This window comes from Neorhizobium sp. PAMB6630, from assembly GCF_058242775.1.
Genome location: NZ_CM177836.1, coordinates 2390523 through 2408752, shown reverse-complemented (window position 1 = coordinate 2408752; position 18230 = coordinate 2390523). Strand labels below are relative to the sequence as shown.

General features: G+C 61.6%; 13 protein-coding genes. 3 read left to right on the top strand and 10 right to left on the bottom strand.

The features are described from left to right. Positions 1-92: 92 nt before the first annotated feature. On the top strand, positions 93-3599 hold the full coding sequence (gene dnaE, locus AC4CWF_RS11465; protein ID WP_491281794.1) for a DNA polymerase III subunit alpha: 3507 nt from the start codon (positions 93-95) through the stop codon (positions 3597-3599). Positions 3600-3683: 84 nt separating this feature from the next. Here the strand turns inward: dnaE and AC4CWF_RS11460 are convergent, their stop codons facing one another. The 4 genes from AC4CWF_RS11460 to AC4CWF_RS11445 form a co-directional block, all read right to left on the bottom strand. Continuing rightward, positions 3684-4979: a L,D-transpeptidase family protein gene (locus AC4CWF_RS11460; RefSeq protein WP_491281793.1), complete on the bottom strand. Its 1296-nt coding sequence runs from the start codon at positions 4977-4979 to the stop codon at positions 3684-3686. Between the two features lie 130 nt (positions 4980-5109). Continuing rightward, positions 5110-6402 (bottom strand): DNA polymerase IV, encoded by a 1293-nt coding sequence (locus tag AC4CWF_RS11455; RefSeq protein ID WP_491281792.1) that lies wholly within the window; start codon positions 6400-6402, stop codon positions 5110-5112. A gap of 120 nt (positions 6403-6522) precedes the next feature. Continuing rightward, positions 6523-7167 (bottom strand): hypothetical protein, encoded by a 645-nt coding sequence (locus tag AC4CWF_RS11450; protein WP_491281791.1) that lies wholly within the window; start codon positions 7165-7167, stop codon positions 6523-6525. Then, positions 7164-7472 carry a DUF3572 domain-containing protein gene (locus AC4CWF_RS11445; RefSeq protein WP_491281790.1) on the bottom strand — a complete coding sequence of 103 codons (309 nt, stop codon included), beginning with the start codon at positions 7470-7472 and terminating at the stop codon, positions 7164-7166. Before AC4CWF_RS11445 ends, AC4CWF_RS11450 begins: the two co-directional genes overlap by 4 nt. 127 nt (positions 7473-7599) lie before the next feature. On the opposite strand from AC4CWF_RS11445, the gene AC4CWF_RS11440 reads away from it, so the two are divergent. Both AC4CWF_RS11440 and AC4CWF_RS11435 read left to right on the top strand, forming a co-directional pair. Beyond that, on the top strand, positions 7600-7971 hold the full coding sequence (locus tag AC4CWF_RS11440; RefSeq protein WP_491281789.1) for a response regulator: 372 nt from the start codon (positions 7600-7602) through the stop codon (positions 7969-7971). A 16-nt stretch (positions 7972-7987) separates the two neighbouring features. Next, positions 7988-9355, top strand: coding sequence for a PleD family two-component system response regulator (locus tag AC4CWF_RS11435; protein ID WP_491281788.1), 1368 nt, complete (start codon positions 7988-7990; stop codon positions 9353-9355). A 984-nt stretch (positions 9356-10339) separates the two neighbouring features. On the opposite strand, the gene rpmG is transcribed toward AC4CWF_RS11435, so the two are convergent. The 6 genes from rpmG to topA all read right to left on the bottom strand — a co-directional run bounded on the left by rpmG (position 10340) and on the right by topA (position 18054). After that, entirely contained in the window at positions 10340-10507 is a 168-nt protein-coding gene (gene rpmG, locus AC4CWF_RS11430) for a 50S ribosomal protein L33 (RefSeq protein WP_137133030.1), read from the bottom strand. A gap of 93 nt (positions 10508-10600) precedes the next feature. Beyond that, positions 10601-11785 (bottom strand): MFS transporter, encoded by a 1185-nt coding sequence (locus tag AC4CWF_RS11425; RefSeq protein WP_491285364.1) that lies wholly within the window; start codon positions 11783-11785, stop codon positions 10601-10603. A 32-nt stretch (positions 11786-11817) separates the two neighbouring features. Beyond that, entirely contained in the window at positions 11818-12525 is a 708-nt protein-coding gene (locus tag AC4CWF_RS11420; protein WP_491281787.1) for an NUDIX hydrolase, read from the bottom strand. Further along, positions 12522-12989, bottom strand: a complete 468-nt coding sequence (locus AC4CWF_RS11415) for a DUF983 domain-containing protein (protein ID WP_491281786.1) — start codon at positions 12987-12989, stop codon at positions 12522-12524. The genes AC4CWF_RS11420 and AC4CWF_RS11415 overlap by 4 nt, the downstream gene beginning before the upstream one ends. Before the next feature lie 11 nt (positions 12990-13000). Beyond that, the gene (gene rnr, locus AC4CWF_RS11410; protein WP_491281785.1) at positions 13001-15364 is read right to left on the bottom strand and encodes a ribonuclease R; all 2364 of its coding nucleotides are present in this window, start codon (positions 15362-15364) and stop codon (positions 13001-13003) included. Beyond that, the gene (gene topA / locus AC4CWF_RS11405; RefSeq protein WP_491281784.1) at positions 15361-18054 is read right to left on the bottom strand and encodes a type I DNA topoisomerase; all 2694 of its coding nucleotides are present in this window, start codon (positions 18052-18054) and stop codon (positions 15361-15363) included. Before topA ends, rnr begins: the two co-directional genes overlap by 4 nt. Positions 18055-18230 lie beyond the last annotated feature (176 nt).

Sequence of the window (18230 nt, the reverse complement as noted above, 5' to 3'; positions counted from 1 at the left end):
GCCGTTTTCCGTTGATGGTCTGAAGCTTTGCTGGACTCTTTGACGCCACCGCCCGACAATCACGCCGATTCAGAAATGTGAGACGGCAAGACATGGCGGACTTGGGCGCAATGACGGAAACGGGCGGGCAGGCGGAAACAACGCCACACTTCGTGCATCTGCGCGTGCATTCGGCCTTCTCGCTTCTCGAGGGCGCGCTGCCGCTCAAAAAGATCCTCGGCAAAGCAACCTCTGACAGCCAGCCGGCGATTGCCATTACCGACACCAACAATCTCTTCGTCGCGCTCGAGTTTTCTGAAAAGGCGGTTGGAGACGGCATCCAGCCGATCATCGGCTGTCAGGTCTCCATCGACATGGAAGACCAGGGCGATGAAAAGCGCGGCGGCCCGAACCACGGCCTCGTCAAGCTGCCGTCGCTGGTCCTGCTTGCGGCCAATGCCGTGGGTTACGAGCGGCTCGTGGATCTCGTCAGCCGCGCTTATTTGAGCGGTGAAGGTGGCAATCAGGCGGTGCATATCCGCATGTCATGGCTGGAGGAGGGCGGTGCGGACGGCATCATCGCGCTCACCGGCTTCAGCTCAGGTCCTATCGACCCGCTGTTGAAGGATGGCCATACGGCGCAGGCAGAACAGCGTCTGCTGCGGCTTCGCGGCGTTTTTACCGACCGGCTTTATGTCGAGCTGCAGCGCCACGGCAATTACGACCGCCGCCATGAGCGCAAGCTGCTCGATCTCGCTTACGCCCATGACCTGCCGATCGTTGCCACCAACGAGGCCTTCTTCCCGGCCAAGTCCGATTACGATGCCCATGACGCGCTGATGGCGGTGGCCCACAATGCCATCGTTTCCGATGACACCCGCTTTCGCCTGACGCCGGATCATTACCTGAAAAGCCGCGCCGAGATGGCAAAGCTGTTTGCCGACCTGCCGGAAGCGCTTGATAACACCATCGAGATCGCCCGCCGCTGCACCTTCGTGCTGAAGACACGAAAGCCGATCCTGCCGCGCTTCACCGGCGCCACCGACGATGCCGAAGAGGCAGAACGCGCCGAATCGTCGGAACTGCGCCGCCAGTCCATCGAGGGTCTGGAAAACCGTCTGAAGGCACTCGGCATGGCGCCGGGTTATACTGAGGAACAGTACCGCGAACGGCTGGATTTCGAGCTGTCCGTCATCGAACGCATGAAGTTCCCCGGTTACTTCCTGATCGTTGCCGACTTCATCAAATGGGCAAAACAGCACGACATCCCCGTCGGCCCCGGCCGTGGTTCGGGTGCGGGCTCGCTGGTCGCCTATGCGCTCACCATCACCGACGTCGATCCCTTGCGTTTCTCGCTTCTCTTCGAACGCTTCCTTAACCCGGAACGTGTGTCGATGCCCGACTTCGATATCGACTTCTGCCAGGATCGCCGCGAAGAGGTGATCCGCTACGTGCAGCAGAAATACGGCCGCGAGCAGGTGGCGCAGATCATCACGTTTGGATCGCTGCAGGCCCGTGCAGCGCTGCGCGACGTTGGCCGCGTGCTCGAAATGCCCTATGGTCAGGTCGACAAGATCTGCAAGCTCGTGCCCAACAATCCGGCCGCACCAACGCCGCTGTCAAAAGCCATCGAGGAAGAACCGAAACTTCAGGAAGAGGCCGACAAGGAGCCTGTTGTCGCGCGCCTTCTCGATATCGCCCAGAAGATCGAGGGGCTTTATCGCCACGCCTCCACCCACGCCGCCGGCATCGTGATCGGCGACAGGCCGCTGTCGAAGCTTGTGCCGATGTACCGCGATCCGCGCTCGGACATGCCGGTCACCCAGTTCAACATGAAATGGGTCGAGCAGGCCGGCCTCGTCAAGTTCGACTTTCTCGGCCTAAAGACGCTGACCGTCTTGAAGACGGCGGTGGATTTCGTGGCCAAGCGCAACATCCATGTCGATCTCGCCACCATCCCGCTCGATGACACCAAGACTTATGAGATGCTGTCGCGCGGCGAAACGGTCGGCGTGTTCCAGGTGGAAAGTGCGGGCATGCGAAAAGCCCTCATCGGCATGAAGCCTGACTGTATCGAGGATATCATTGCGCTCGTGGCGCTCTATCGCCCCGGACCGATGGAGAATATCCCCACCTACAATGCCCGAAAGCACGGCGAGGAAGAGATCGAATCTGTCCACCCGACGATCGATTATCTCTTGAAGGAAACGCAGGGCGTTATCGTTTACCAGGAACAGGTGATGCAGATCGCCCAGGTTCTTTCCGGTTATTCGCTCGGCGAAGCCGACCTTCTGCGCCGCGCCATGGGCAAGAAGATCAAGGCGGAGATGGACCAGCAGAGCGAGCGCTTCATCGACGGCGCCGTGAAGAACGGCGTGTCGAAGCCGCAGGCCAAGAACATTTTCGAGCTTCTGGCAAAGTTCGCCAATTACGGCTTCAACAAGTCACACGCCGCCGCCTACGCCATCGTCTCCTATCAGACGGCCTATATGAAGGCGCATTATCCCGTCGAGTTTCTGGCGGCGTCGATGACCTACGATATGGCCAACACCGAAAAGCTCAACGATTTCCGTCAGGATGCCGGGCGCCTCGGCATCAAGGTCGTGCCGCCGTCCATCCAGACCTCGTTTCGCATGTTCGAAACCGGCGATGCCTGCATCTTCTATTCGCTGAACGCCATCAAGGGCGTCGGCGAATCGGCGGTGGAACACATCGTTGCCGTGCGCGGCGAAAAACCTTTTGAGAGCATTGAGGATTTCTGCCTGCGCATCGATCCGAAACAGGTCAACCGCCGTGTGCTGGAAAGCCTGATTTCAGCCGGCGCCTTCGATTGTTTCCGCCGCGACCGCGCCGAACTGATCGGCGGGCTGGAGCGCATCATGGGTTATGCGCAGCGGGCGGCGGAAAACAAGACGAGCGGTCAGTCGGACATGTTCGGTTCCGGTGGCGGCAGCGCCTCGCCGGAGCGCCTCAGCCTGCCGGCCTTTAATCCGTGGCTCCCGTCGGAAATGCTGATGCGCGAATATCAGGTGCTCGGCTTTTATCTCTCGGCCCATCCGCTCGACAGCTACAAGGATGTGCTGGCGAAGATGCGGGTGCAGAACTTTGCCGAGTTTTCCGCCGCCGTCAAAGCCGGCGCCAATGCCGGACGCCTTGCCGGCACGGTGACGGGTAAACAGGAACGCAAGACGCGCACCGGCAACAAGATGGGCATCGTCACCTTTTCCGATGCCACCGGTCAGTTCGAGGCGGTGCTGTTTTCCGAAGCGCTTGCCCAGTACCGCGACCTGCTGGAGCCCGGCAAATCGCTTGTCATCACCGTGCAGGCCGACGAGCGGCCGGAAGGCATCGGCCTTCGCATCCAGACAGCGCAATCGCTGGAGGAAAAGTCGGTGCAGATGCAGAAGGCGCTGCGGGTTTATGTGCGCGATTCCGGTCCGCTTAAAACCGTCGCCCGTCATCTTAACGCCCGCGGCGATGGCCTTGTCTCCTTTGTCGTCATCAAGGATGACGGCCGGCGCGAGATCGAGGTGGAACTGACGGAAAAATACCGCATCTCGCCGGAAATTGCCGCAGCGCTTCGCGCCGCCCCCGGCGTGCTGGATGTCGAACTGGTCTGATGCTCGTTGCCCGGCGCCTTGCCTGGTCTGGCTGATGGCTTGATCGGTCTGGCAGTCCCTGTCGACGCCTTGAGTGGCCTCTCGTCAGGCGCGGGGGCCGCGATGGGTCAGGGTAATGAAATCGGTGCCGGCGGTCGTCTCAAGGCCGGTACCGGTATCGGTGATCGTCAGCGACGTCCCGGTCGACATCGTCGTGCTGATTTTCATCCGCACGTCCTCGGGAATGCTGATCCGGTCGAGCACGGCGTTCAAGGCGTTCGGCCCCTCAACGGTACCTTGCGTGATACCGAGCCGCTTGCGGTCCGCTTCGGAGAGATCGTTTGGCAGCGAAAGGCCGCGCCACTGTGCATCGCCTTTGTCCCTGTCGATGCCGATCACGCTGAGGAAATGCGTGCCGAGCGCCTTTTCGGGTTCCTTGAAAGCCACCGGTTCGGTGAGAATGTCTTCAAAACCCTGTCGAACGAGAATCTGGCCGGCCGGCGGCGGGGTGCGGCCGGAAGAGGCATAGAGGGCGGAAAGCAGGTCGGGCGTCAACTGCGGCCCCTTGGCCGGCAGTGCCTTCCAGCGCTTGAACCCGGCAAGCGCGCTGCGCGTCGTCCTCCCCATGATGCCGTCGGCCGTGCCGGCGTCAAAGCCGAGTTCGGTCAGCATGTCCTGCACATCGCGCACGGTATCCTTCTGGTCGCGGCGGGTGATGAGAATGCGCAAAGGCGCCGGTTCGCTGTCTGTGGCCGCCTGCGGGGCTTTGCCGGTCCTAGGCGGATTGCCGCTCTTGTCGGTGTTCCCCGGCGCGGTGCCGGAGACCGGGGCGGGCGGCATGGCCATGGCCACCTGAACCTCGCCTGCAGCGCCGTGGGATGCGGATGGGCGCAGCGGAACGTCGGACAGGAGTTCGCGCGGTGGCTGCTCGGCAAGCGGAGAAAACAGCGCGGGGTGGCTGACCGGCTGCGGCGCAACGGCTGTGTCGTTGATGATCACATGCACGCCGCGGCTCGTCATGCGGTAAAGCGTGCGGGCAAACTCCGCCGGCATCCGCACACAGCCGTGCGATGCGGGGTAGTTCGGCACGCTGTTTGATTCGTGGAGCGCAATGCCCGACCAGGTCAGCCGCTGCATCCACGGCATCGGGGCTGCCGAATAGATGTTGGATTCGTGGTACTTGCGTTTTTCGAGCACGGAAAAAATGCCCGTTGGCGTGTCGTGCCCCGGCTTGCCGGTGGATACTTTCGAGGTCGCGACGATCATGTCGCCATCATAAACCGTCAGGCGCTGGCTGTCGGTGGAGACGATGATCTGCAACGTGCGGGCCTCGTCGGCCGCCACTGCCGGAAGGGCCGCCCCTGACATCAGCACAAGCGCGATTGCGGCGGATCTCAACATGGCAAACCTCTTTACGCAGTAAACAGAGAAGCAGCCTATGCAGACAAGTTTAACGAAGTTTTAGAAAAGCCGGCGGTCGTTTGGCTGGAGTGTGGACGCTGTCATCACGTTGCGGTGATGGAACACGCCATCAGCGTTTTGGACGCACGGCGCCAAATGTGTAACCCGTCTCGACGGCGGTCTTGCCGAACTTTTGGCGCAGCTTGTCCATCGCCGCTTCCGCCGCTGCCCGTCGTCCCGCCTGTTCATCGACAAGGTCTGGCGGATCGGCCCGCGTGGGGTCGCTGAGGTCTGTCACGCCGATGCCGATCAGGCGGAATTTCGCGCCGTCGGTTTCCTTTTCCAGAAGGTTGAGGCCGGTGCGAAAGATCCGGTCGGCGAGCTGCGTCGGGTCTTCAAGCCGGCGGTTGCGGGTGCGGCTCTTGAAGTCGGCGGTCTTCAGCTTCAGCACCACGGTCTGGCCGGCGATCTCCTGATGTTTCAGCCGCGCCGACACCTTTTCGGAGAGACGGCGCAGGATCGGCACCAGATCCTCGAAGCGCGAGATATCCTCGAAGAAGGTGGTTTCGGCGGAAACGCTTTTTGCGGCTTCATTGGCATGCACGGTGCGCTCGTCGATGCCGCGCGAGAGGCGCGACAACCGCTGGCCCATGGCGCCATACCGGCGCATCAGGTCGGCCTCCTGCATTACCTGCAATTGCCCGATCGTGCGGATGCCATCGGCCTCCAGCGTGGTGGCAAGTGCGCGTCCGACGCCCCAGATGGCGGTGACGGGGCGAGGTGCAAGAAAGGCCACGGCCTCCGCCTGTCCGATCACCGAAAAGCCGCGCGGCTTGTTGAGGTCGGAGGCGACCTTGGCGAGGAACTTGCAGTAGGAGAGGCCGACCGACAGCGTGATTCCGATTTCCTGTTCCACCCGCCGGGCAAGCCTTGCCAGAATGCGCGCCGGTGGATCGTGGTGCAGGCGTTCCGTGCCGGAGAGATCGAGGAATGCCTCATCGATGGAAATCGGCTGCACCAGCGGCGTCAACTCCTGAAACAGCGTGCGCACCTCGCGGCCCACCTTGCCGTATTTTTCCATGTTGGGCGGAATGACCACCGCATCGGGACAGGCCTCCAGCGCCTTGAACATTGGCATGGCCGAGCGCACGCCGCTGACGCGGGCAATGTAGCAGGCGGTCGACACCACGCCACGCTTGCCGCCGCCGATGATCACAGGCTTGTCGGCGAGATCAGGATTGTCGCGCTTTTCCACGGAGGCGTAGAAGGCATCGCAATCGATATGGGCCAGCGTCAGGTCGTAGAGTTCCGGATGGTAGACAAGGCGCGGGCTGCCGCAGGCGTGGCAACGCCGGTTGCCGGCCGGCTGGCCGGTCAGGCAGTCGCGGCAGAAGCCGGTATCATGGGCAGCAGGTTGGGTCATGGCCGGGAACAAATGTTGAACATCTGCACCATACGTGTGGCAAGCCCCGCGCACAAGCACTGCCAGAGGACGTTTAGCGACAGGCCTGTGGATGGCGGCAACTGAATCCGATCTGGTCGCTCAGGCGGTCTGAAAATGTCGAAGAATATGGCCCTCGGCGTCGGCCCAGTCGCTGGCCTGCACCACATGCGGGCCGGGTTTTGGCGCGTGGCGATGCATCTCGCTTGCGGGCATCAGGTGGACGAGCAGGCATTCGGGAACGCTGTCTGCGACCGACACGTGGTTATGCGCCATGTCATCGATGAAGGCGACGGGCAGGGTGCGGTTGCCATGCAGGCGCTCGATAACCGGGCCTTTCGGGCTTTCGGTGGCGAGCAGCGGAAAGGTGAGATCCAGCCGGTCGAGCAGGCGGCGGCGCATCTGCGTGTAACGCGGCGGCATGGCGGTCAGAAACACCACATCGGCTGTCTCGCCGATGCGGTTGAGCGCCGAGACGGCATCGCCGAACGGAACCTGCCAGGTCTCCTGCGCCTCGAAGAAATCGAGGATCAGCTTGCTCACCAGCGCATCCTCGACCGGTGCCTCGTCACGCGCCGAGACGATGTTGCCGTGCAGCCGGTAGGAGCGCGGCACCAGCCGGTGCCCGAGGCTCGTCAGGTAGCTTTCAAACGGGGTGAGGAATTCCAGCACCACATCGTCCACGTCGCAGACGGCCAGCGGCCGGTCGGTGAGACGCACATGATCGAGGTCCACAATCTCGCTCACTCGTAATCTCCCGAGGCAAGGCCCGGTCCGGAATAGTGATGCCAGGCGGCCACCACCGCGTCCGGCTTCCACTGGCGTGCTTCGCAAAAGGCAAGAAGCGTCGGTTCATGCGCCATGATGAAATCGATCATGCCGGCCAGAAAACCGGGATCGCCGATGGCATCGCGCAGCTGGTCCACCTGCAGGCCGGAGAGCGCCAGAAAGCGGCCGAACATGTCCGGCTCCTCCGCCAGCCATTGAAGAACGGCAGCGGCCGTTTCCTCCGGCTTGGGCAATGCCGATGTTTTTCCCGTGTCGAGGCGCATATGTTTATAAATTACCTTTTCTTCAACCAAATGGCTTTAGTCTCCATCCTGCCGAATGAATGGAATCGGCCATGATGCGAGCTTATATCTCAAGGTGAAGCTTGCAAGGCTGGATAGGGATGATGTTATGCCCAAAAGGGTCATGATTGTCGAAGACAATGAGCTGAACATGAAGCTCTTCCGCGATCTGATCGAAGCCTCTGGCTATACGACGATCCAGACGCGCAATGGCATGGAAGCGCTGGATCTGGCTCGAAAGTATCGGCCGGATCTGATCCTCATGGATATCCAGCTGCCGGAAGTGTCGGGGCTGGAGGTGACGAAGTGGCTGAAGGAAGACGACGAACTGCACGTCATTCCGGTCATTGCCGTCACCGCCTTTGCCATGAAGGGAGATGAGGAGCGCATTCGCCAGGGCGGCTGCGAGGCCTATGTCTCCAAGCCGATTTCCGTGCCGAAATTTATAGAGACCATCAAGACATATCTGGGCGACGCCTGAACGGGACTTTTGACAGATGACGGCACGGATCCTGGTGGTTGATGACATTCCGGCAAACGTGAAGCTGCTGGAAGCCAGGCTGCTTGCCGAATATTTCGACGTGCTGACGGCTGAGGACGGCTTCAAGGCGCTCGATATCGTGCAGAAAACCCATGTGGACATCATTCTGCTTGATGTGATGATGCCTGGCATGAACGGCTTTGAGGTCTGCGAGCGGCTGAAGACCGATCCGCGCACCGCCCATATCCCTGTCGTGATGGTGACGGCACTCGACCAGCCGGCAGACCGCGTGCGCGGCCTTAAAGCCGGTGCCGACGATTTTCTGACCAAACCCGTGAACGACCTGCAACTGATCTCGCGGGTCAAGAGCCTGGTGCGGCTGAAGACACTGGGCGACGAGTTGCGTCTGCGTGCCGAAACCGCGCGTACCATGGGCATGGACGAGCCGCTGCGGCTGGATGCGATGGAAGGGCCGGGACAGGTACTGCTGGTCGATAGCCGCGCAAGCTCGCAGGAGCGCATCGTCAGGGCACTGAAGCCCGTGGCAGAGGTCATCGCCATGTCCGATCCGCAGGCGGCGCTCTTTGAAGCAGCGGAAAACCCCGTCGACATGGTGATCATCAACGGCACCGGCGACGATTATGATCCGCTGCGGCTCTGCGCGCAGCTGCGTCTTCTGGAGCGCACCCGCTTCCTGCCGCTGCTGCTGGTGACGGAGCTTGGCGATGAGGACGTGATCGTGCGGGCGCTCGATCTCGGCGTTAACGATTACATCGTGCGTCCGATCGATCCCAATGAACTGGTGGCCCGCACGCTGACGCAGATCAAGCGCAAGCGTTATAATGACCGTCTGCGCGCCAATGTGCGCCAGACGATCGAGCTGGCCGTGACCGACGGCCTGACCGGCCTCAACAACCGCCGTTACCTCGACAACCAGTTGAAGGTGCTGTTTACCCGGGCCGCAGCGCGCGGCAGGGCGCTTTCGGTCTGCATGACCGATATCGATCGCTTCAAGCAGGTGAATGACAGTTATGGCCATGATGTGGGCGATGAGGTGCTGCGCGAGTTTGCGCGGCGCGTCCGCTCCACGGTGCGTGGGGCTGACCTTGCCTGTCGCTACGGCGGCGAGGAGTTTGTCGTGGTGATGCCGGATACGGATGCGACGTCTGCGGCAGCGATTGCAGAGCGGTTGCGCGCCAGTATCGAAAACGAACCTTTCGTGCTGGAGCGCTCCGGCCTGCGCCTTGCCATAACCGCCTCGCTCGGCATTTCCACCAATATGCAAGGCATCGAGACGCCCGAGCAATTGCTGAAACAGGCCGACCGCGCGCTGTATGCAGCCAAGACCGGTGGGCGCAATCGCGTGGTTGCCGCCGCAGCGTAGTGATTCGCCTCAATATCCGGCAGGACTGCCGTCGAGAAGGCCAAAATATTGTGCATCAGGTTATGTCAAACTAAAATATGCAAGGTAGACAGGTTTCCGCGCTCGCATGCATTATTCTGTTTTTTGAATACCTTCGTTCAACGCTTGTGAGTTGCAAAGCTTGCTTTCCAGCACTTTTCCCAGCCATGGATGAACTTTGACCGGTGCCGAACGCGTCAAGAACCGGCAAGAAATTACTTACTGATATTGTCTGCGCATATAGCAATGGCCTGGTTGTTTTTAACCATGTCATGTGGAAAACCGCTGGCTGGTTAAGAATAGGTTGATTTTATTTCTGAACTAGGCAAGTTTAGCACATGCCAGATTGTTTCTGCCTCCTTTCGAGGGGTGCGGGAACTCAGATACCCCATGATGCTCAGGTCCGCCGCATCTCCTGGGTCGTGGGGTCGGTCGGTCGGTTCGCATATCACGCGGTTCCTCGTGCCGCTTTGCGCGCCGACCGACCCCCTAAACCTCTCCCCTGTGAATGATAAAACGGTATGCCCACGTTAAGCGGGGCACCACCACCGATGTGCGCATGCGATAGGCAGCCTCTGCCTCGTCGGGAGGCAGGCATGGGCGAAGCCGGCGTGATGCCGGGTTGTGGCAATGGCCGGAGGTTGGGCCGGGAGAGGCAGCGCCGGCACGGCGCGTTCAGCCACGCCTGTGGCCCGCCAGAGCGCCTGCAAGGCAGCTCCATGCCCTCTGGGCCGCGAACCTATCGGCGGCCGGTGCCGTCCACCCTGAACCGGGCGTCTGCGCATTGGCTGCGGCAGTTCATGAAAGATTTGGGCGAGGGGAGGTCCGGTCCGGCGGCTGTCGTCGTCTCCGGTCTGGTCATGCCTGTGAAACGCTCCGAACAGGGCATGATCGGGCAAGGGCGCGCATGAAAAAAGGCGCGGGGCCAGGGGCGCCGCGCCTTTTGATAAAAGGAAAAGATCAGAGTTACTTGATCTTGGTTTCCTTGAAGTCGACGTGCTTGCGTGCGATCGGGTCGTACTTGGTCTTGGTCATCTTGTCGGTCATCGTACGGCTGTTCTTCGTCGTGACGTAGAAGAAACCGGTATCGGCCGTCGACAGCAGCTTGATCTTGATGGTCGTAGCTTTCGCCATGGTCTTCCTGCCTCTAAATAAAAATCATGCCGCGGACGCCTCACGCGGTCCACGGCCAAATCTGGCGCGAAACTACAAATCGCGCCCGAAAAGTCAAGCCTGATCTCGTCCGAAAACCATTCGGCCGATGGATATCAGCACATAAAGGGCAAAGAAGCCGGCCAAGGCCCAGGCAAAGCCGTCATTTCCGCTGATATCGATGGCAGCGCCAATGGCTTGCGGGCCGGCAACCGTGCCGATGGCATAACAGAAAACGAAGGCCGCATTGGCGGCTGCAAGGTCAGCCCCGGTGAGTCGCGAGCCCAGATGCGCAAGGCCGACCGTATAGAGGCCGGACACACAGCCGCCCCAGACGAGCAGCAGGCCCGCCATCAGCCACCAGTTGCCCATCAGCGAGGGCAGCGCCAGGGCCCCTGCAAGCCCCGTCAGCGCCATCAGGAACAGCATGGGGCGGCGGTCCTTCAGCCGGTCGGAAATCATGCCGAAGGGGATTTGGAAGACCATGTTGCCGATCCCCATCACCGTCAGCAAAAGTGCAGCGCTCGATTCGGGAAGGCCGGAACGGTTGGCATAGACCGGAAACAGCGACAGGCCGCCGGCCTCCACCGCGCCAAAGACGAAAACGGCCGCGGTCGCCGTCGGCACCAGATAGACGTAGCGCAGAAAATGCTTCTGCGGTTTTTCGTCCAGGTCAGGGCTTTCGGCGCGGGCAATATAGATCGGCACGAAGGCGAGCATGATGGCGCAGGCGCCGATGACAAAGGGCAGCACGCCCTCGCTGCCGATGGCCGAAAATATGAGCGGCCCCATGGCAAAGCCGATGGCAAGCACGGTTGCATAGATGCCGAGCACCAGACCGCGCCGTTTTGGCGGTGCCGCCGCATTAATCCAGAATTCCGACAGGATGAACAGCGTGGTGGTCGCGCCATGGAAGACGAGGCGCAGCGGAAACCACATCCAGAAATCGGTGGCATAATAGAAGCCGAGCGCGCTGATGGCAGACAGTACCACGGCCCACAGCATGGTGCGGGCAACGCCGAATTCATGGGCAAGCCGGGTGGTGATCGGGGCGGCAATCATCGCCGCGACGCCGGCCATGGCTGAATTCAGCCCGATCAGCGTGGAAGAGATGCCGCGCTTTTCCAGGATGACGCTGAGCAGCGGCAGGCCAAGACCGATGGCAATGCCGACGGCACTGATCGCCGATATCGCGGCGATGAGAGACGGCCAATGGATCTCTTCGGGGTGGCGGCAACTGCCACCCGCCACATCGGGCATAGGGCCATCCTTGGTATGAATATCCATTTTTTTTACAACCGACTACGCAGGAACTGACCGTTGCGATGAGTGTATACGCTGACATCGCTTCCAAACGGCAAACAGCGACCGGACTCAAGTGATATTTTCAAGTCATCGGCCACGGCGAAGACGATTTCCGGCAGTTTCACTGCGCGCAAGTCGTCAAGATCGAGCCAGTGGAAGTCGCTGAGTTCGTCGCTTTCCCGCAACTGGCCGGTATCGATACCAGCTTCATCGATAAATGTGGCAAAGAACCGGTTGTCGAAGCGCCTGATGGCACCGGGTGGCGTGACAGCGCGGGCGATGTAGCGCAGGCTGGAGAGATCGGCGCCGTATTCCGCTGCCGTCTCAGGGCGACCGAGTGTCAGTCCGGTTTCCTCGTAAAGCTCGCGTGCGGCGGCGAGTGCCAGAGCGCGGGCGCCGGCCGCGGATACGGGAGCGGACGATCCCGCCTGCAGTTTCTGGAGGACGGCCGGGTCGAGATCCTTTGAAAAAGGCAAGGCGAAATCACGCGGGTCGCGTCGACCGCCTGGAAACACATAAACATCCGGCATAAAGACATGGCCGCTGCCGCGCCGGCCGACCAGGATGCGGGGGCTTTGCCTGGCGCGGTCGATCAGGATAAGCGATGCGGAGGGGCGTGGCCGCAGGCCTCGCAGGGGGACTTGCCGCAAAGGCTTCTCTCCACCGGTCGGCGGACGGCCATGGCCCTCGATCATTCGATGGGACCACCCCGGCCGGGATCAAAGTTTTCATCCTCATCGCCAAAGCCGTGCATGCGCAGCGCCCATTGCAGGCCGATGACGCCGCCCTTGATCGGCTGCATGGATAAAAGCGCCGTCGCGATGGTGATCGGTGTCCAGATGGCGAGATGTGTCCAGATGGACAACTGCCACACCATATCCGTCATCATGAAGCCACCGACCGTGACGTGGCCGATGAGGAAGATCACCAGATAGGGCGGCAGGTCGTCGGACCGCTGGTGGTGCAGATCCTCGCCACAGGCGGTGCAGCGGTCCACCGGCTTCAGGAAGCCGCGGAACAGCTTTCCCTCGCCGCAGGACGGACAAGTGCAGCAGAGGCCGCGCCAGATGGAGCGGCCAAGCGGACGCTCGGGCTTTTCGGCCTGCCCATAGCGGACCGGATTGGTGTCCTCACCCGATGCTGCGATCTTGGCTGTCATGTCGCTGTCTCCTAGCGCCCGCGGCGTGGGGGGCGCGTTCCCGGCATCTTGCCGCTCCGCTGGCCGGCCCTGCGGCCCGACTTGTGGAAGGACCGCGTGGCAACGCCCATTTTCTGGCCCTCGCTCAGCATCTCGAACCGGAGCGCACCCGCAAGCGGAATGGCTTCCACCAGCTTCACGTCCACCGTATCGCCCAGCTGGAAGCCGAGGGCCGTCCTGTCCCCGATCAGTGCCTGACGGCTTTCGTCGTAATGGAAATAATCGGTGCCCAGCGTAGATATGGGCACGAAACCATCGGCGCCATAGGTGGGCAGTGCGACAAACAGTCCCGCCTTGGTAACACCGGAGACGCGACCCTCGAAGGACTGGCCGACGCGTTCCGCCAGGTGATGTGCGATCAGCCGGTTGATGGTGTCGCGCTCGGCGGCCATGGCGCGCCGCTCGAAGGTGGAGATTTCAGCCGCGATATCTTCGAGCTGCGCTTCCTGTTCCGGCGTGATGCCGCCTTCGCCGAGCCCCAGCGAGCCGACCAGTGCCCGATGCACGATAAGATCGGCGTAACGGCGGATCGGGGAGGTGAAATGGGCGTATTTCATCAGGTTGAGGCCGAAATGGCCGATATTGTCGGGGCTGTAGACAGCCTGGCTCTGGCTGCGCAGCACCATCTCGTTGACCATGATCTGGTGCGGCGTGTCCTGCGCTTTCGCCAAGATGCCGTTGAACGAGTTGGAGCGCATCTGGCCGCCCTTGGCCATGGGAATGCCAAGCGTTGCCAGAAACTCGCGCAGCACTTCCTGCTTGGAGAGCGTCGGCGCATCGTGGATGCGGTAGACGAGCGGCTGGCGTTTCTTTTCCAGCGTTTCGGCGGCGCAGACATTGGCCTGGATCATCATTTCCTCGATCAGCTTGTGGGCATCGAGGCGTTCGGGAATGATGACGGTATCGACCGTGCCATCCGGCTTCAGCTTGATCTTGCGCTCGGGCATGTCAAGCTCGAGCGGCTGGCGACGGTCGCGACCGCGCTTCATGATCTCGTAGGCGGTCCACAGCGGCTTCAGGATGGGCTCCAGAAGCGGGCCGCTCTTGTCGTCGGGCTTCCCGTCGATGGCGGCCTGTGCCTGCTGGTAGGAGAGCTTTGCGGCACTCTTCATCATCACGCGGTGGAAGGTGTGGCTTGCCTTGCGGCCATCCTTGGAAAACACCATGCGCACGGCAAGTGCCGGGCGGTCTTCACCTTCGCGCAACGAACAAAGATCGTTAGAGATGCGCTCCGGCAGCATGGGCACGACGCGGTCAGGGAAATAGACCGAATTGCCGCGCTTCAGCGCCTCGCGGTCGATGGGCGAGCCGGTGCGGATATAATAGGCCACATCGGCAATGGCGACCGTGACGATGACGCCGCCTTCATTATCCGGCGAGGGGTCCGGCTCGGCATAAACCGCGTCGTCATGGTCCTTGGCGTCGGCCGGATCGATGGTGACCAGCGGCACGTGGCGCCAGTCCTCGCGGTGGGCCATGCTGGCAGGACGTGCCGCCTCGGCCTCATCCATCACCGCCTGCGGAAAAATGTGGGGAATGCCGTGCGAATAGATTGCGATCATCGAGATCGCCTTTTCGGAGGCGACCGAACCGACGACGGACAAAACCTTTGCGCGCGGCAGGCCGAAACGGGCGCCGGTGAGCACATCCGCCTCGATCAGGTCACCGTCCTTGGCATCCCCGAGATCAGCGGCGGCAATCTGCATTTCCTCGCCGCGCCGGTCGATTGGCATCAGGCGCGCGCCACCCTCCGGCATCAGGCGGATGACGCCGAGACCGGCATTGCGGCGCTTGTCGATGACTTTGACGACGCGGGCAGTATAGGCGGGGCCGGCGCGGTCCTTGTTCGGAAAGATTTTTGCAAGCACCCGGTCGCCAAGACCGGCGGCCGGTGCCTTGCTTTTGCTGCGGGCGTCAGACGACTGGCGGATCAGGACGGCGGGGGCGACGCCTGCATCCTCCGGCCATTCCGTCGGCCGGGCGATGAGATCGCCATCCTTGTCGCGGGTGGTGATGTCGAGCACGGTCATCGGCGGTAGCGCGCCGGGACGCGTCAGCGTCTTGCGGCTTTTCTGCAGAAGGCCTTCGTCTTCGAGATCACGCAGCACGTCCTTCAACTCGACGCGCGTTTCGCCCTTCAGGCCAAAGGCCTTGGCGATCTCGCGCTTGGAGGCGCGCTCGGGATTGTCGGCGATGAATTCCAGAAGCACCTCGCGCGGCGGCACGACGCCCTGGATGATGGTCGCCCGCTCGGTTGGCGCGGATTTCTCCGCACGAAGGGAAAGGGTTCGGCCACCGGCCTTGATGCGTTTGCCTTCGCGCGGTTCTCTCGTCACGTGCCTGTCTTCTTTACCTTGGGGGCCGCCTTGGGCTTGGCGGCGGATTTCGTCTTGTTGGCCGTTTTGGCCGCCGTCTTAGCCGCCGGCTTGCGGGCCTTTGGCGCGCTCTCGGCACCTTCGGCGGAGGCGGAAGCCTTGGCGGCCGGCTTCTTCGCCTTGCCCTTTGCGACCGGTGCCTTGCCGGCCTTTTCGGTGATCATGGCAAGCGCTTCCTCGACGGTGACGCTCTGCGGATCCTTGCCCTTGGGAAGCGTGGCGTTGACCTTGCCCCAGTTGACGTAAGGGCCATACTTGCCGTCGCGTACCGTCATGGCACCGCCGCTCGGATGTTCGCCAAGCTCCTTCAGGGCTGCTGCCGCACGACCACGGCCGGGACCCTTCGACTGCTTGTCGGCAAGAACCGTCACGGCGCGGTTGAGGCCGATCGAAAACACGTCCTCGATGCTTTCCAGATTGGCATAGGTGCCATCATGCAGCAGGAACGGCCCGTAACGGCCAAGGCCTGCGGAAATCATCTTGGTCGTTTCCGGATGCTGGCCGACATCGCGGGGCAGGCTGATGAGCGCGAGCGCCTTCTCGTGGTCAATATCCTCAGGCTTCCAGCCCTTGGGCAGCGAGGAGCGCTTGGCCTCCTTGCCATCGCCGCGTTGGATATAGGGGCCGAAACGGCCGGAGCGAAGCGTCAGTTCCTCGCCGGTCATCGGATCGGCACCCAGTGCCTTCGGCTCGTTGAGGCCAGACGCTTCCGCCTCATTGCCATCGGAGGAGAGCTGGCGGGTAAAATTGCACTCGGGGTAATTCGAGCAGCCGACGAAGGCGCCGTATTTGCCAAGCTTCAGCGAGAGGTTGCCGGTGCCGCAGACCTGGCAGATGCGCGGATCCGAACCATCGTCGCGTCTCGGGAAGACCAGCGGCGCCAGCGCTTCGTTCAACGCGTCGAGCACGTTGGTGACACGCAGTTCCTTGGTGTCCTCGATCTGGGCAAAGAAATCGTTCCAGAACTCGCGCAGAACCTGTTTCCAGTTCAGCTCGCCGGCGGAGATCTGGTCGAGCTTGGCTTCGAGGTCGGCGGTGAAATCATACTCCACATATTTCGTGAAGAAGTTTTCGAGGAAGGCCGTCACCAACCGTCCCTTGGAATGGGGGATCAGCTTGCGCTTGTCGATGACGATATATTCGCGGTCGCTCAGCGTCTTCAGCGTGGCTGCATAGGTGGAGGGGCGGCCGATGCCCAACTCTTCCATCTTCTTGATCAGCGAGGCTTCCGAATACCGCGGCGGCGGCTCGGTGAAATGCTGGCTGGAATTCACCTTGTTCTTGTCGAGCTTTTCGCGGGCGTTGATTTCCGGCAGACGGCCGTCCTCATCGTCATCGCCCCCTTCGCCTTCCTCACGCTGGTCGACATAGGCTGCGAGAAAACCATCGAAACGCACGACGGAGCCAACGGCGCGAAGGCCTGCGCGATCTGCGCCATTGGCGGCAAGGATCTCAACCGTGGTGCGCTCGATTTCGGCAGAGGCCATCTGGCTCGCGATGCCGCGCTTCCACACCAGTTCGTAAAGACGCAACTGGTCGCCATCGAGATAACGGCGAACCTGGTCCGGCGTGCGGTTGAAATCGGTCGGGCGGATCGCTTCGTGGGCTTCCTGGGCGTTCTTCGCCTTGGTGGAATAGAAGCGGGCCTTTTCCGGCAGGTAACGCGGGCCGAACTGGCCGTTGATGGCGCTGCGGGCCGCATCGATGGCTTCCGGCGCCATCTGCACGCCGTCGGTACGCATATAGGTGATGAGACCGACGGTTTCGCCGCCGATATCCACACCTTCATAAAGACGCTGCGCCACCTGCATGGTGCGCGAGGCGGAAAAGCTGAGATTGGAGGAGGCGGCCTGCTGCAGTGTCGAGGTGGTGAAGGGCGGGCCGGGATTGCGCTTGACGGGCTTTGCCTCGACCGTATCGACGCTGTAGGCAGCGCCTTCCAGCATCGCCTTGATGCGGCCGGCATCCTCGCCGTTCTTGATGCCGCGCGCCTGAACCCGCTTGCCATCGGCAGAGACGAGGCGGGCCTCGAACTGATCGCCGCGCGGGGTCTTCAGGAGGGCGGAAATGTTCCAGTATTCTTCGGGGACGAACCGTTCGATCTCGCTTTCGCGGTCGCAGACGAGACGCAGCGCCACAGACTGCACGCGGCCGGCCGAGCGGGCGCCCGGCAGCTTGCGCCACAGAACCGGCGACAGGTTAAAGCCGACGAGATAATCGAGCGCGCGGCGGGCAAGATAAGCATCCACCAGCGGCGTATCGATATCGCGCGGGTTGGCCATGGCATCCAGAACGGCCTTTTTGGTGATGGCGTTAAAGACGACGCGCTTCACCGGCTTGTCGCCGATCACCTTCTTCTTCTTGAGGAGATCAAGCACATGCCAGGAAATTGCTTCTCCTTCGCGATCCGGGTCGGTCGCGAGGAAGAGGCCGTCGGAGGCCTTGACGGCATCGGCAATGTCTTTCATGCGCTTGGCGGATGCCGGATCCACTTCCCAGGACATTTCGAAATCCTGGTCGGGAAGCACCGATCCATCCTTGGCGGGAAGATCGCGGACGTGGCCAAACGAAGCGAGAACCTTGTAGCCTGGGCCAAGATACTTGTTGATCGTCTTGGCTTTTGCCGGAGATTCTACAACTACAACATTCATCTTTGTTCTCTAAAGCGGGCAAAACGGCGTTGTCACAACACGCCTTCACCGGGAAACTGACCTCCCGACATGGCGGGCGTTTGCCTCGCGGTCAAGGGGGAAGCCTCATTTTCTCCAATCCCGGCACTGCAACCCATGCAAGTCCTAATCAGTATTGCAATCAAGGATAAACAATG

Coding starts and splice junctions, on each gene's coding strand:
- AC4CWF_RS11460 (WP_491281793.1), bottom strand. CDS start 4,979: ATGTTGAGATCCGCCGCAATCGCGCTTGTGCTGATGTCAGGGGCGGCC.
- AC4CWF_RS11445 (WP_491281790.1), bottom strand. CDS start 7,472: ATGCGCCTCGACACGGGAAAAACATCGGCATTGCCCAAGCCGGAGGAA.
- AC4CWF_RS11425 (WP_491285364.1), bottom strand. CDS start 11,785: ATGCCCGATGTGGCGGGTGGCAGTTGCCGCCACCCCGAAGAGATCCAT.
- AC4CWF_RS11415 (WP_491281786.1), bottom strand. CDS start 12,989: ATGACAGCCAAGATCGCAGCATCGGGTGAGGACACCAATCCGGTCCGC.
- dnaE (WP_491281794.1), top strand. CDS start 93: ATGGCGGACTTGGGCGCAATGACGGAAACGGGCGGGCAGGCGGAAACA.
- AC4CWF_RS11435 (WP_491281788.1), top strand. CDS start 7,988: ATGACGGCACGGATCCTGGTGGTTGATGACATTCCGGCAAACGTGAAG.
- AC4CWF_RS11440 (WP_491281789.1), top strand. CDS start 7,600: ATGCCCAAAAGGGTCATGATTGTCGAAGACAATGAGCTGAACATGAAG.
- topA (WP_491281784.1), bottom strand. CDS start 18,054: ATGAATGTTGTAGTTGTAGAATCTCCGGCAAAAGCCAAGACGATCAAC.
- AC4CWF_RS11455 (WP_491281792.1), bottom strand. CDS start 6,402: ATGACCCAACCTGCTGCCCATGATACCGGCTTCTGCCGCGACTGCCTG.
- rpmG (WP_137133030.1), bottom strand. CDS start 10,507: ATGGCGAAAGCTACGACCATCAAGATCAAGCTGCTGTCGACGGCCGAT.
- AC4CWF_RS11420 (WP_491281787.1), bottom strand. CDS start 12,525: ATGATCGAGGGCCATGGCCGTCCGCCGACCGGTGGAGAGAAGCCTTTG.